The 13,564-nt window shown below is 44.0% G+C and carries 12 protein-coding genes; 10 read left to right on the top strand and 2 right to left on the bottom strand.

Annotation, left to right across the window (positions count from 1 at the left end; genetic code table 11):
* Positions 1-9: 9 nt before the first annotated feature.
* Both NSQ17_RS09480 and NSQ17_RS09475 read right to left on the bottom strand, forming a co-directional pair.
* Positions 10-399, bottom strand: a complete 390-nt coding sequence (locus NSQ17_RS09480) for a tautomerase family protein (protein WP_047947144.1) — start codon at positions 397-399, stop codon at positions 10-12.
* A gap of 121 nt (positions 400-520) precedes the next feature.
* Positions 521-1,273: a DeoR/GlpR family DNA-binding transcription regulator gene (locus tag NSQ17_RS09475; protein WP_342468067.1), complete on the bottom strand. Its 753-nt coding sequence runs from the start codon at positions 1,271-1,273 to the stop codon at positions 521-523.
* Between the two features lie 90 nt (positions 1,274-1,363).
* Here NSQ17_RS09475 and NSQ17_RS09470 point away from each other — a divergent pair, with 90 nt between their 5' ends.
* The 10 genes from NSQ17_RS09470 (at position 1,364) to NSQ17_RS09425 (ending at position 13,556) form a co-directional block, all read left to right on the top strand.
* Positions 1,364-2,251, top strand: coding sequence for a tyrosine-protein phosphatase (locus NSQ17_RS09470; RefSeq protein ID WP_017367392.1), 888 nt, complete (start codon positions 1,364-1,366; stop codon positions 2,249-2,251).
* A 24-nt stretch (positions 2,252-2,275) separates the two neighbouring features.
* Positions 2,276-3,811, top strand: a complete 1,536-nt coding sequence (locus NSQ17_RS09465) for a family 10 glycosylhydrolase (protein WP_342468066.1) — start codon at positions 2,276-2,278, stop codon at positions 3,809-3,811.
* A 148-nt stretch (positions 3,812-3,959) separates the two neighbouring features.
* Positions 3,960-5,102, top strand: a complete 1,143-nt coding sequence (locus NSQ17_RS09460; RefSeq protein WP_039167867.1) for an acyl-CoA dehydrogenase family protein — start codon at positions 3,960-3,962, stop codon at positions 5,100-5,102.
* A 42-nt stretch (positions 5,103-5,144) separates the two neighbouring features.
* Entirely contained in the window at positions 5,145-6,782 is a 1,638-nt protein-coding gene (locus tag NSQ17_RS09455; protein WP_025207461.1) for an AMP-binding protein, read from the top strand.
* Positions 6,783-6,790: 8 nt separating this feature from the next.
* Positions 6,791-8,140, top strand: coding sequence for an acetyl-CoA carboxylase biotin carboxylase subunit (locus tag NSQ17_RS09450; RefSeq protein ID WP_041507175.1), 1,350 nt, complete (start codon positions 6,791-6,793; stop codon positions 8,138-8,140).
* Positions 8,137-8,352, top strand: coding sequence for an acetyl-CoA carboxylase biotin carboxyl carrier protein subunit (locus tag NSQ17_RS09445; RefSeq protein ID WP_309173023.1), 216 nt, complete (start codon positions 8,137-8,139; stop codon positions 8,350-8,352). The genes NSQ17_RS09450 and NSQ17_RS09445 overlap by 4 nt, the downstream gene beginning before the upstream one ends.
* A 12-nt stretch (positions 8,353-8,364) precedes the next feature.
* Complete coding sequence (locus tag NSQ17_RS09440) at positions 8,365-9,270, top strand: hydroxymethylglutaryl-CoA lyase (protein ID WP_342468065.1); 906 nt, start codon at positions 8,365-8,367, stop codon at positions 9,268-9,270.
* Between the two features lie 15 nt (positions 9,271-9,285).
* Positions 9,286-10,065, top strand: a complete 780-nt coding sequence (locus NSQ17_RS09435) for an enoyl-CoA hydratase (RefSeq protein ID WP_047947138.1) — start codon at positions 9,286-9,288, stop codon at positions 10,063-10,065.
* Positions 10,066-10,083: 18 nt separating this feature from the next.
* Positions 10,084-11,607, top strand: coding sequence for an acyl-CoA carboxylase subunit beta (locus NSQ17_RS09430; RefSeq protein ID WP_342468064.1), 1,524 nt, complete (start codon positions 10,084-10,086; stop codon positions 11,605-11,607).
* Between the two features lie 14 nt (positions 11,608-11,621).
* Positions 11,622-13,556: an AMP-binding protein gene (locus NSQ17_RS09425; protein WP_327855587.1), complete on the top strand. Its 1,935-nt coding sequence runs from the start codon at positions 11,622-11,624 to the stop codon at positions 13,554-13,556.
* Positions 13,557-13,564 lie beyond the last annotated feature (8 nt).

Here is a 13,564-nt window from a genome sequence, read left to right as displayed (position 1 = left end):
AGCCGTTTTTTAGAGCAATCCTCTTATGAATTGAGCCTCACCCATCCCGAAGCTCCAATCGGCGTCTCCATTTTCCACGATGGAAATCATCACATCCGTCTTGGCAACTCCGCATTCTTTTTCTATACGTTCTGCGATTTGTGCATAAAGCTGTTCCTTTTGTTCTTTCGTCCGCTGTTTACTGACAACACTAATGACAACAAGATCCTTTGTTCTCGGATAACCAAGCCCAGTGTCTTCAATGATCATCTCTTCAGGGCGGTGCTGATGAACAATTTGATAGCGATCTCGTTCAGGTACCCCAAAGGCATCAACCATTGCTTCATGGCAAGTGTCCAGCAGTTTTTTTAATTCCTCTTTTGAACGGCCTTCTATCACGTCAAAACGTAACAACGGCATCAGGTCAACCTCCAAACATGTGTTAAATGTACAATCATAATGTAACCAACACTTCGCCGTTTCACTCTTTTGCGCATAAGAAAAAAGCCAAAACATTGGCGCTTGGCTTTTTTGCTCTGGACTAAGGCGTGACAAACTTCACATCATGCTCTTTTCCATATTGAAGGTAATCTTCATTTGGTTGTTCATTCGTCACGACGATGTCTATGTCTTTTAAGTCACAAAACGTGGTCAAGGCATAATGGTCAAACTTACTATCATCGACTAATAAAAAGGTTTTGGCGTTTTTTTCAACAAGCGTTTTTTTAATATCTGTCTCAAGCGGGGAGGAATTCGTCACGCCATGATCAATGGATAAACCCGTTGACGCAATAAATGCTTTATTGACATTGTATGCTTTTAGGCGCTCAACACTTTGATAACCAACGAAAGAATTTGTTTTTCGCTCTAGCATACCGCCGGTTGAAAAGATGGTGAGCTGTTCATAAGGCATAGCCTGTGTAATGAAATCCACGTTATTTGTCACAACGGTAATCCGTTTCTCCTTCAAATAGGGAAGCATCTCCAGTGTCGTTGTACCAGAATCAACAAAAATCATATCACCATGTTCAACAAAAGCAGCGGCAGCCTGTCCGATCAATTGTTTTTTACTCAGCTGACGAGTCTTTCGCTCCTGATACACCACCAATGTTGAGTGATTCACAGCGACGCCGCCGTACACTTTCTTTAGCACGCCGGATTCTACCAATGCTTGTACATCTCGGCGTATGGTGTTTTTTGAGACGCCAAAATGCGTCACAAGCTCATCAAGAGAGGCAGATTCCCGGTCAAATACATACTCTTTTATTTGCTGAATACGTTTTGTTTTTATCATGCTACAATCTCCAATCAATACGAATATGCTGATTCTATTATAACAATAATTCCACGTAAAAGATGTCACTGATCAACATGGGAGAATCGAATGATCTTTTTCTCTTATCTTTTCTCATTTTTCATAAAAGCGTATGATAGAGAAAAGAGGATAGAAAGGATTTTCACTTCTATGAATCAGCACAACATACAATTTTCAAAGCTTGCAAATTTTAGAGAAGTAGGGGGACTCCAAACAACGGATCAGATGGTCATCAAACAAGGAATGATTTATCGATCTGCCGATTTATCACGTCTCACGAAGCAAGACATATTGACGTTCTCAACACTTGGAATTCAAACGATTTGTGACCTGCGTACAAGCTCAGAACGAAAATCACACCCGCCAAAGATCATGGAGCATGACAAAATTGTTCATATCCCTATGCAGCCTGACAGCATGATGCCTAGCAAATGGACCATGTTTCGTATGCTAATAGCAGAAGGAAAATCTCTATCCTTTACACCGATCATGAAAGAAGTATATCAAAGCATGCTCTATGAGCGAAAAAAAGAGATTCAGCAATTGTTTACATTACTGTCCGATGAAAAAAATTATCCGCTTATGCTACACTGTACAAGCGGAAAAGACCGTACAGGCTTTTTATCTGCTCTTATTCAATTAGCAGCGGGTGTGCCGGTGCATACCGTTTTAAGTGAATACATGCGTTCCAATGAAGGCGTGAAAATGCTAGTGAAAAGACAAGAACGATTTGTTCGCATGATGAGTTTATATCGGGTGTCAAAAGAACAAATTCAGCCCCTGCTCGGTGTGCAGCAAGATTATCTTGAAGATGTACTGAATGAGATGATGGATACATACGGAAATGCAGAGCGGTATTTAGTAGAAGCCTGCGACGTCCCTAAAGCTCAGCTGCTTAAAGTAAAAAACATCTTGCTTACACCATCTGCTGGCATTCCATCACAAAACGCAGAATAAACTTAATATGAGGTGATGCAAAACATGCTGAAAAAGATCAGTATGACGGTTCTGACACTAGTTTTCATGGGTGTCTTCTTATTGATTCCGTCTAGCAGTCTAGCTCGTTCGATGCCAAAAGGGAAGCTTGAGAGCACAAGAGAGATGCGTGCAGTGTGGATCGCATCAGTTTATAACTTAGATTGGCCTTCAAAGAAAGGACTGCCCGCAGATGAGCAGAAACAAGAGTTCATTCAACTGTTAGACGACATCAAAGCGATGAATATGAACGCCGTCATCATGCAAATTAAACCAACAGCAGATGCCTTTTATCCATCGAAATTCGGGCCATGGTCTGAATATTTGACTGGTACACAAGGGAAAGACCCTGGATATGACCCGCTTGAATTTATGATAGAAGAAGCACATAAACGTGGCCTTGAATTTCATGCTTGGTTTAACCCTTATCGAATCACCATGAATCATACCGATCTCAACCGGTTATCAGCCGATCATCCTGCAAAAGCACACCCTGATTGGACCATCGCCTACGGAAATCAGCTTTACTTTAATCCAGGCATTCCTGATGCTCAGGACTTCATTGTTGACGGGATAGAGGAAGTAGTGAAAAACTACGATATTGATGCGGTGCATATGGATGATTATTTTTACCCGAATAAAATCGCTGGTGTGCCATTTCCAGATCAAGAAACGTATGAAACTTACGGGAAGAAGTTCACTCATATAGAAGATTGGCGAAGGGATAATGTGAACGAGCTAGTGAAGCAGATCAATAACACCATTAAGAAAGAAAAACCGTATGTGAAATTTGGTATTAGCCCATTTGGTGTATGGCGCAACATAAAAGATGACCCAACCGGTTCAAACACAACTGCAGGGATGACCAATTATGATGATTTGTATGCTGATACAAGAGAATGGATACAGCAGCACCATATTGATTATATCACCCCGCAAATTTATTGGAGTATTGGCTTTCAGCCCGCTGCCTATGATGTGCTGACGAAATGGTGGTCAAATGAAGTGAAGGGGCAGCCTGTTCACTTGTACATTGGCCAAGCGACGTATAAAATCAATCAAAACAGTGATCCTGCTTGGTCTGATCCCGAGGAGTATTTTCGCCAGATCGAGCTGAACAGGCAGTCACAGCTCGTACAAGGAAGCATGCATTTTAGTCTGAAAGATATCAATCGGAATCCCTTGAATGTAAAGAAACGATTAATAGAAGAAACCTATAGCAAACCGGCTCTCATACCAGAGATGCCATGGCTTCATCAAAAAGCGCCAAAAAAACCAATCATTCAATCGGTGAAAAAGACAGAGGATGGTGCAGTTTTACAGATACAAAATGATCCGCGCTCTAGTGCATCCTATTATGCAGTCTATCGATTGTCGCATAAAGGGACATACGAATTTGTGCAAACGGTCAGAAAAGAAACAGGTTCCTTCACACAAACGAAAGACATTTTAGCAAATCAAAAGAAGAGCTATACCTATAAAGTGACGGCACTCAATCGCCTTCATCATGAAAGCAAACCTTCTACAAAAACAGTAAAGTAACAAAGACAGCATAAATGAGGGGTTTCCTCCGTTTATGCTTTTTTGCTTTCTCTATTTTTATTTTAATTTTCTGAATTCAATCAAGCTTGGCATGAAGCAGCTATTTCAATAATAAATATGATAGAAAAGCGCCAAAGGGGGAAGCAAAATGGATTTTGAATTAACGAAAGAGCAGCAAATGATCCGTCAGATGGTCAAAGAATTTGCAAAGACAGAAATTGCACCACACGCTCAAACTGTTGATGAACAGGCAGCATTTCCGGTGAACACATTTCAAAAAATGGGGGAGCTCGGTTTTATGGGTATACCCTTTCCAGAGAAATATGGAGGTTCTGGAGGAGATACGATCTCGTATGCACTGGCAGTCGAGGAAATTGGCAAGCAGTGTGCCAGTACAGGTCTAAGTTATGCCGCAGCGGTTTCCTTAGGCGCAAGTCCACTTTATTACTTCGGCACGGAGGAGCAAAAGATGGACCATCTTGTTCCATTAGCCTCTGGAACAGCGCTTGGCTCCTTCGGATTAACAGAACCAAACGCCGGATCAGATGCAAAAGGAACAAAAACAAAAGCCATTAAAGACGGACAAGAATATGTCATCAGTGGGGAAAAGTGCTGGATCACAAATGCCAATTATGCCAGAACGATTATTGTCACCGCTGTGACAGATCATGATGAAAACGGACGTCCGATCATCTCCGCCTTTATTGTGGAGAAAGGGCAAAAGGGACTGTCAATTACAAATCCATATGACAAAATGGGGGTTCGCGGTTCAGATACGGCTGAAATCATTTTAGACGAAGTGCGTGTACCAGCGCATCATATATTGGGAGACAAATCGAAAGGATTCAAGCAATTTTTATATACATTAGACGGCGGACGAATTTCCATTGCAGCCTTATCTGTCGGAATTGCACAAGCTGCACTTGATGCTTCACTTTCCTATGCAAAAGAAAGAAAGCAATTTGGAAAGACGCTCTCATCCTTCCAGGCCATTCAGTTTAAGCTGGCGGATATGGCGATGCAAATAGAGCTTGCAAGACAAATGGTCTGGAAAGCCGCTTGGCTGAAAGATCAAGGCAAACCATTTACAAAAGAAGCGGCCTATGCCAAACTGTTTGCTTCAGAAATGGCGACAAAAGCAAGTCTTGATGCTGTCCAAATTCATGGCGGAACAGGCTATATGAAAGAATGCGGTGTTGAACGGCTTGTGAGAGATGCCAAGCTCATGGAAATCGGAGAAGGAACCTCTGAAATTCAGCGGCTCGTGATCGCAAGACAGTTGTTAGCGTAATACCTTAATGAAAACGCTTACTACACATAAGGGAGGAAAGCAATGATGTCGATTCACCCGCAAACGATTGGCTCCCTATTAAGAGAAAAAAAAGAACAGCATCCAGCACATGAAGCCATTGTTTACCCAGAACGTTCTTTACGTTATTCGTACGAAGCGTTTTATCAAGAGGTCAAGGCAACAGGTAAAGGTCTCATGGCATTAGGGGTTCAAAAGGGAGATCACATCGCCATTATGGCACCAAATATACCTGAATGGCTCATTCTTCAATTTGCCTGCGCCTCCATTGGTGCTGTTCTTGTCACTGTGAATACCAATTTTCAATCACAGGAACTCGCCTATTTACTCAAGCATTCTGACAGCAAAATGTTGTTTATTGTAGACGGCTTTAAAGAAACGTCCTATGTCAACATGCTTGAAGAGCTAATTCCAGAACTTCAAACCGCTCATCAAGAGGAGATCACTTCCACACAATTTCCTTATTTAAAAAGATGTATCTATATCGGTCAGCATGTACCAAACGGTATGCTCAGCTGGGATCGTCTTCAAGTGGCAGCCAAAAGAACCGAAGATCATGAATGGGAGAAGCGAATGAATGAGCTCACGCCTGATGACGTTATTAATATGCAGTACACTTCAGGCACAACCGGCTATCCAAAGGGCGTCATGCTCAGCCACACAAACATCGTCTGTAATGCGAGTCAGATCGCAGATTGTATGAAATTAACAGAGCAGGACCGTATGTGTATCCCAGTACCGTTTTTTCATTGCTTCGGCTCTGTTCTTGGTGTACTTGCTTGTCTCACAAAAGGGGGAACGATCATCCCACTTGAATCTTTCCATCCAGAACGAGTCCTTCAAACAGTAGAAAAAGAAAAATGCACCGTTCTTCATGGTGTGCCAACCATGTTCATCGCAGAGCTTGATCATCCAAATTTCCACTCCTATGACCTGTCCACATTACGAACGGGGATTATGGCCGGTTCACTCTGCCCATCCCATGTCATGAAAGCAGTCATTGAAAAAATGGGACTGAGAGAGCTCACGATTGCCTATGGTCAAACCGAAAGTTCCCCCGTCATTACCCAAACAAGAACCGATGATTCGTTTGAAAGACGCGTTCAAACGGTCGGACGTGCGCTTCCTCAAATTGAAGTCAAAATTGCTTTACCAGGGACATCAGAAGAAGTGCCAAGAGGACAGCAAGGAGAGCTTTGTACAAGAGGCTATCATGTCATGAAGGGCTATTATAAAAACGAAGAAGCAACTAATGAAGTCATTGATGAGGACGGATGGCTTCACACAGGGGATTTAGCTGAGATGGATCATGACGGTTATGTGAAAATCACAGGCCGGCTCAAAGATATGATCATCAGAGGCGGAGAGAATGTGTACCCAAAAGAGATTGAGGATGTCTTATACACTCACCCTGCCATTCTTGACGCACAGGTCGTTGGTATTCCTGACGAGACATACGGCGAGGAAGCAGCCGCATTCATTCGGCTGAAACAAGGGAAGTCGGTCTCAATTGAGACATTAACGAGCTATTGTCAGTCGCAAATGGCACGCTACAAAATCCCGAAATACTTTTTCATTACAGATGAGTACCCAATGACCGCCTCAGGCAAAATTCAGAAATTCCGCTTGAAAAAGCAGGCGCTTGATCTAATAAAGGAGTGAAGGCAGCGATGTTTGAACAAGTATTGATCGCCAATCGAGGCGAAATTGCCCGTAGAGTGATTCGGACATGTAAACGGCTCGGAATCAAAACCGTTGCCGTTTATTCAGAGGCTGATCAGCATGCACTTCATGTGCAAGAAGCAGACAGCGCCTATTATATCGGCGGCGCTAAAGTTTCTGAAAGCTATTTAAACATGGAAGCGATCATTAAGGTTGCCAAACAAACAAATGCTGATGCTATCCACCCAGGGTATGGTCTTTTATCAGAAAATGCGGCATTTGCTGAACGCTGCCGGAGTGAAGGCATTGCCTTTATTGGACCATCTGCACAAGTCATTCAGCAGATGGGAAATAAAATTGAAGCGAGAAAAACGATGGAACAAGCGGGCATCCCAATCGTTCCTGGTGTTTCAGCCCCACTCCATGATGCAGACGAAGGTGTTCATAAAGCACAGACACTCGGCTATCCCATTATGCTAAAAGCATCGAGCGGTGGCGGCGGGATTGGTATGCAGCTCGTCCGCAACGACGAAGAACTGCATCGAGCGTTTGAAGGAAATCAAAAAAGAGCACAAAGTTTCTTTCAAGACGGAACTTTATACATGGAAAAGGTGATTGAACACGCACGGCACATCGAAATTCAAGTTCTTTTTGATTCGTTCGGTCACGGCGTTCACTTATTTGAAAGAGATTGTTCACTCCAAAGAAGACATCAGAAAATTGTTGAAGAGGCACCAGCCGTCTGTCTTGAAGAAACGGTGAGACAGCAAATGGGACAGATGGCCGTCAAAGCTGCCAAAGCAATTGGGTATGAAAATGCGGGCACAATTGAATGTTTAGTCGATCAAAACCAGCAATTTTATTTCTTAGAAATGAATACGAGATTGCAAGTAGAACACCCGGTCACAGAAGAAATTACCGGGATTGACCTTGTCGAGGAGCAGCTAAAAATTGCCGCATTAGAGCCCCTGTCCTTCAGCCAAGAGGATATTCATCAAATTGGGCACGCGATTGAAGTTAGAATATACGCTGAAGACCCTGTGACATTTTACCCTTCGCCAGGCACGATCACTCGGCTTTCTACACCTGATGCCCCATATATCCGTCATGAGTCAAGCGTCACGAGCGGAAGTGTCATTACCCCATTTTACGATCCAATGATTGCGAAAATGATTGTGTACGGTGATACTCGAAAACTCGCCATAGAACGATTAAAAGCAGCATTACAAGCATATGAAATAGAAGGGATCAAAACCAATGTACCGCTTTTAAAGGAAATGGCCGAATCAACTGCCTTTTTACATGGCCGCATCACAACCGATTATCTGATGAAAAAAAGGGAGGAAAACCGTTCATGAAAACTGTCACGATACAAATGGCCGGAAACTTGTGGAAACTTCTTGTGAAACAGGGTGATGATGTGCAAAAAGGACAGGAAGTCGCCATCTTAGAATCGATGAAAATGGAGATTCCCATTGTTGCAGAAGAAGCAGGTGTAATCAGTAAAGTGTATAAGGTGGAGGGGGAATTTGTTGACGAGGGAGAGGTACTTTTAGAGCTGACAGAATAGGGGGAAAGCCGCATGGCATTACCAAAAAATGTGTTCATTAGAGAGGTCGGCCCGCGCGATGGACTACAAAATGAATCCGTTTGGCTGGACACAATGAAGAAGCGAACATGGATCCATTTACTCGAAGAAGCCCATCTTCCTTATATTGAAGTCACCTCATTTGTTCATCCGAAATGGGTTCCAGCCTTAAAAGACGCCAAAGAATTAGCCCAATCATTAAACAAAAAAGAGGATATCACCTATGCCGCACTCATCCCAAATGAAAAAGGATTAGCTCATTTTTTTGAAGCAAACCTTGAGGTAGGGGCTATGTTTATCTCATCGAGTGAGACACATAACAAAAAGAATATGAATCGATCTATACAGGAAACATTGCCTGTGATCAAACAAATGACAGTCGATTTAAAAGCAGAAGGACGGCAAACGCGGGCCTATATTTCAACCGTGTTTGGATGTCCTTATGAAAAACAAGTGCCGATGGACCAAGTGCTGCGATTAACGGAACAGCTGCTGTCCTTCGGCATTGATGAAATATCACTTGGGGATACCATTGGGGAAGCCCATCCGCTGCAAGTAGAAAGACGGTTAGACCTTTTACTTGAACGCTTTCCTGCTGATAAAATCGCACTTCATTTTCATGATACGAAAGGAATGGGGCTTGCCAATATTTATACAGCATTAAAAGCCGGCATCACCATATTTGATGCCTCTAGCGGGGGGCTTGGCGGCTGTCCTTATGCACCTGGCTCCAGCGGAAACGTGGCGACAGAAGACGTGGTGCACATGCTTCACAAACTCGGGATCGAAACAAATGTCGACCTTCCTCGCTTGATTAAAGCGGCTGAATGGATTGAAGCAAAAGTGGATCGAACCCTGCCAAGTCACTGTTTACGCGCTTTTCAGTCTCACACTACTTGATAAAGGGTGAATCACATGACTTCATTGATCAATTTTTCAATACAAGATCACATTGGCATCATGACATTAAATAGACCAGCACAAGCCAATGCTCTCTCCGCTGCTATGCTAGAGGAAATCAACCAAACGATTCAAGAAATCAAACATGATGCAAACATCCGCTGTTTGCTCATGACAGGAGCTGGCGCTAAAGTTTTTTGCGCAGGAGCAGACTTAAAAGAACGGCGATTGATGACAGAACAAGAAGCGAAAGAAGCCGTTCTGACCATTCAGCAAACCTTTACAGACATTGAATCTTTGCCTGTTCCTGTCATTGCCGTGATAAACGGACACGCACTTGGCGGAGGTCTTGAGCTCGCGCTCGCCTGTGATCTCCGCATCGCAAGAGCGGGTGCAGCGCTCGGCCTGCCGGAAACAGGACTAGCTATCCTGCCGGGAGCAGGGGGCACACAAAGACTTTCGCGCCTGATCGGACCCGGGAAAGCGAAAGAAATGATCTTCACAGGCACTTCTTTACGAGCAGAAGAAGCCGTTCAAATTGGGCTGATTGAACGTATCTCTACAGCCGATTCACTGATGAATGATGCCATCACACTCGCAAAACAAATCACCAAAAATGGACCGATCGCTTTAAAAGAAGCAAAACAAGCCATTCAATCCAGCCTTGATCACGATTTACAAACAGGGCTGACGAAAGAATACGAAGCTTATCTGCGGCTTATTCATACAGAAGATCGACTAGAAGGTCTCAAGGCTTTTCAAGAAAAACGAACGCCTTATTACAGAGGGAAATAGCAAGAAAGGGGAATGTTTATGATCGAAGAATATGAATTAAAAAAACAACGAATTGAAAAGGGCGGGGCAGAACGCTACCATCAAAAAAACAAAGAAAAAGGAAAATTATTTGTCCGTGACCGCCTCCATTTGTTATTAGATGAGGATTCTTTCATTGAAGATGCCATGTTTGCAGAGTGCAAAGATGAACATTTACCAGCAGATGGTGTCGTCACCGGAACCGGGCGTATGAATGGGCAGACTGTTTGTGTCATGGCAAACGACTCTACGGTTAAAGCAGGATCGTGGGGCGTCAAAACAGTAGAAAAAATCATTCGAATTCAAGAAACGGCCGAGAAGCTCAATTGTCCTATGCTGTATCTAGTCGATTCAGCGGGTGCAAGAATCACCGATCAAATCGCAATGTTCCCAGGCAGAAGAGGAGCAGGGCGCATTTTTTATAACCAAGTCAAGCTGTCTGGGCGCATTCCTCAAATTTGTTTACTATTCGGTCCTTCTGCAGCCGGTGGTGCGTATATCCCTGCTTTTTGTGACATTGTCGTCATGGTCGAAGGAAATGCCTCTATGTATTTAGGCTCGCCGCGAATGGCTGAAATGGTGATCGGTGAAAAAGTATCGCTTGAGGAAATGGGCGGTGCGAAAATGCATTGTAGCATTTCTGGATGCGGAGATATATTAGCCAAAACAGAGGAAGAGGCCATTCAAATTGCACGTGATTATTTAACCTATATGCCTGCCAACTATACAGAAAAACCAAAAACGACAGCAGCAAAAGCACCTAAACCATCTGAAATCACTATCCAAGACTTAATCCCTAAAGGCCAGAATACCCCATTTGATATGTATCAACTCATCGATTTACTGATTGATGAAGGGTCATTTTTTGAAATCAAAAAGCTGTTTGCCGCAGAGTTAATCACCGGCTTTGGCAGAATGAACGGTCAGCCTGTCGGTCTCATTGCCAATCAGCCAAGAGTCAAAGGCGGCGTATTATTCCACGACTCAGCTGATAAAGCCGCCAAGTTTATTCAGCTCTGTGATGCCTTTCATATCCCGCTGCTCTTTCTTGCGGACATACCAGGATTTATGATTGGAACAAAAGTGGAACAAGCCGGCATTATTCGTCATGGGGCAAAAATGATCTCCGCTATGTCAGAAGCGACCGTTCCGAAAATATCCGTCATCGTCCGTAAAGCATACGGAGCAGGACTATATGCAATGGCAGGCCCTGCTTTTGAGCCAGACTGCTGTCTCGCTCTTCCATCGGCGCAAATCGCTGTGATGGGTCCAGAAGCCGCTGTAAATGCCGTCTATGCAAATAAAATTGCAGAACTCCCTCCCGAAGAGAGGGCTTCATTTATACAAGAGAAACGGAAGGAATACCAGGAAGATATGAATATCTATGAGCTTGCCTCTGAAATGATTGTCGATGGCGTCATCCCATTTGACCGTCTCAGAACGGAACTTTGTCATAGATTAGTAGCCTATTCATCGAAAGACATGACATTTACGAAACGAAAACATCCGGTCTATCCGGTCTAAAGGGGGCAGACCTCATGATCAACCTGAAACCAGAATGGATACCGGAAGAAAAGCAGTGCCAAAAAACACGTTTGTATCAGTGGATGAAATCTCTTGGTTTTTCTACGTATGACTCATTCTATCAAGCCAGTATTGATCGCACAGACTGGTTTTGGAGAGAAGCGGAGAAGGCAGTCGGCATTCAGTGGAAAAAACCATATGAAGCGGCATTAGGTCACCACTCATTGATGTGGCCGAAATGGTATCAGGGCGGCACACTAAACATCACCGAAACGGCTGTGGACAAATGGGCAGAAAAAGAAGAGACGAGGCATCAGCCCGCCATCATTTGGAGCAATGAAGCCGGTGAAGAAAAGAAATGGTCATTTCTCGAACTTCAAGAGAAAGTGAGCCGTCTTGCAGCTGGCTTTTTGAAAGAAGGACTTCAAAAAGGGGATGTAGCCATCATCTATATGCCAATGCTTCCAGAAACGGTCGCCGTCATGCTTGCCTTTGCAAAGATTGGTGTTATTTTCAGCCCAGTCTTCTCAGGCTATGGAAGCGAGCCACTCGCTGTACGCATTCGTGCGTCAGGCGCATCCATTGTCGTCACAGCGAATGAAATGATGCGGCGAGGGAAAACGATCAACATGCGGGAATGTGTGGCTAATGCCATCAACAAAACCACAACTGTGCAAAAAGTGATTGTGCACACTTCCTCTCATACCGGATATCAGGACGATGTCCTGCTGAATGATTTGTTAAAAGAACAGCCGTTCACCGGCGCGATCTATGTCACAAATGAAGACCCGCTGATGATCTTGTATACGTCAGGCACAACCGGCACACCAAAGGGAGCCGTTCATACACACGCAGGCTTTCCGATAAAGGCAGCTTTTGATGCTGGGCTATGTATGGATGTGGCAAAAGGAGACCGGCTGTTTTGGCTGACTGATATGGGCTGGATGATGGGGCCATTCCTCGTCTTTGGCGGCTTGATCAATGGAGCTGCCATCGTTTTATATGACGGCGCTCCCGATTATCCAGATGAGCAGCAGCTCTGGTCATTCATCCACGAGAAGAAAGTCACTCATTTTGGACTTTCCCCTACATTTGTTCGTTCTGCGATGCAGCAAACGATTGATGGGGTCGAACTATCGCATGTCAAAGCCATTATTTCTACAGGGGAACCATGGAATGAAGCTCCGTGGCAATGGTTATTTCACATCATTGGTCAAAAGAACATTCCAATCTTAAATTATTCAGGAGGAACCGAGGTTTCTGGTGGCATTGTAGGCAGTACGTTGCTTCGCCCCATCAAACCGATTCTCTTTAATGCGGCGATCTTAGGAATGGCGGCAGATGTATACAATGAAGCTGGGCAAAGCGTGATGAATGAAGTAGGGGAGCTTGTGGTGAAAAAGCCATGGGTCGGCATGACATGTGGTTTTTGGAACGAACCGGAGCGTTATGAAGATACGTATTTCAAACGATTTGATGGTGTATGGACACACGGAGATTGGGTCATGCAAACAGAGGACGGAGAATTCCACATCACCGGCAGATCGGATGATGTCATTAATACAGCAGGGAAACGCATCGGGCCAGCTGAAATTGAATCCATCCTTACCTGGCATCCTGCCGTGCATGAAGCCGCTGTGATTGGGGTAAAGGATGAGGTGAAAGGGGAGGCGCTCGTCTGTTTCATCGTGACCAGTCCGCATGCTTTTGAAGAAGCTGCCCTTATCCAAGAGCTTTCAGCCCATGTTGGTTCACATGCCGGAAAAGCGCTCACACCAAAAGAAGTTCATCTCATTTCAGCTTTGCCGAAAACAAGGAATGGAAAAATCGTACGACGTTTACTTAAAGGGGCGTATGAAGATCAGCCTTCACCCGATCTATCTTCATTAGACAATCCAGATGTATATAAGAGTCTGACCGAATACTTGAATAAGAAACAGAAAAAATAAAAAAGACA

The organism is Bacillus sp. FSL W8-0629, assembly GCF_038593225.1.
In the GTDB taxonomy this organism is placed as follows: domain Bacteria; phylum Bacillota; class Bacilli; order Bacillales; family Bacillaceae; genus Bacillus; species Bacillus altitudinis.
This window is presented reverse-complemented; position numbering and strand designations above follow the sequence as displayed.

Coding starts and splice junctions, on each gene's coding strand:
- NSQ17_RS09480 (WP_047947144.1), bottom strand. CDS start 399: ATGCCGTTGTTACGTTTTGACGTGATAGAAGGCCGTTCAAAAGAGGAA.
- NSQ17_RS09475 (WP_342468067.1), bottom strand. CDS start 1,273: ATGATAAAAACAAAACGTATTCAGCAAATAAAAGAGTATGTATTTGAC.
- NSQ17_RS09470 (WP_017367392.1), top strand. CDS start 1,364: ATGATCTTTTTCTCTTATCTTTTCTCATTTTTCATAAAAGCGTATGAT.
- NSQ17_RS09465 (WP_342468066.1), top strand. CDS start 2,276: ATGCTGAAAAAGATCAGTATGACGGTTCTGACACTAGTTTTCATGGGT.
- NSQ17_RS09460 (WP_039167867.1), top strand. CDS start 3,960: ATGGATTTTGAATTAACGAAAGAGCAGCAAATGATCCGTCAGATGGTC.
- NSQ17_RS09455 (WP_025207461.1), top strand. CDS start 5,145: ATGATGTCGATTCACCCGCAAACGATTGGCTCCCTATTAAGAGAAAAA.
- NSQ17_RS09450 (WP_041507175.1), top strand. CDS start 6,791: ATGTTTGAACAAGTATTGATCGCCAATCGAGGCGAAATTGCCCGTAGA.
- NSQ17_RS09445 (WP_309173023.1), top strand. CDS start 8,137: ATGAAAACTGTCACGATACAAATGGCCGGAAACTTGTGGAAACTTCTT.
- NSQ17_RS09440 (WP_342468065.1), top strand. CDS start 8,365: ATGGCATTACCAAAAAATGTGTTCATTAGAGAGGTCGGCCCGCGCGAT.
- NSQ17_RS09435 (WP_047947138.1), top strand. CDS start 9,286: ATGACTTCATTGATCAATTTTTCAATACAAGATCACATTGGCATCATG.
- NSQ17_RS09430 (WP_342468064.1), top strand. CDS start 10,084: ATGATCGAAGAATATGAATTAAAAAAACAACGAATTGAAAAGGGCGGG.
- NSQ17_RS09425 (WP_327855587.1), top strand. CDS start 11,622: ATGATCAACCTGAAACCAGAATGGATACCGGAAGAAAAGCAGTGCCAA.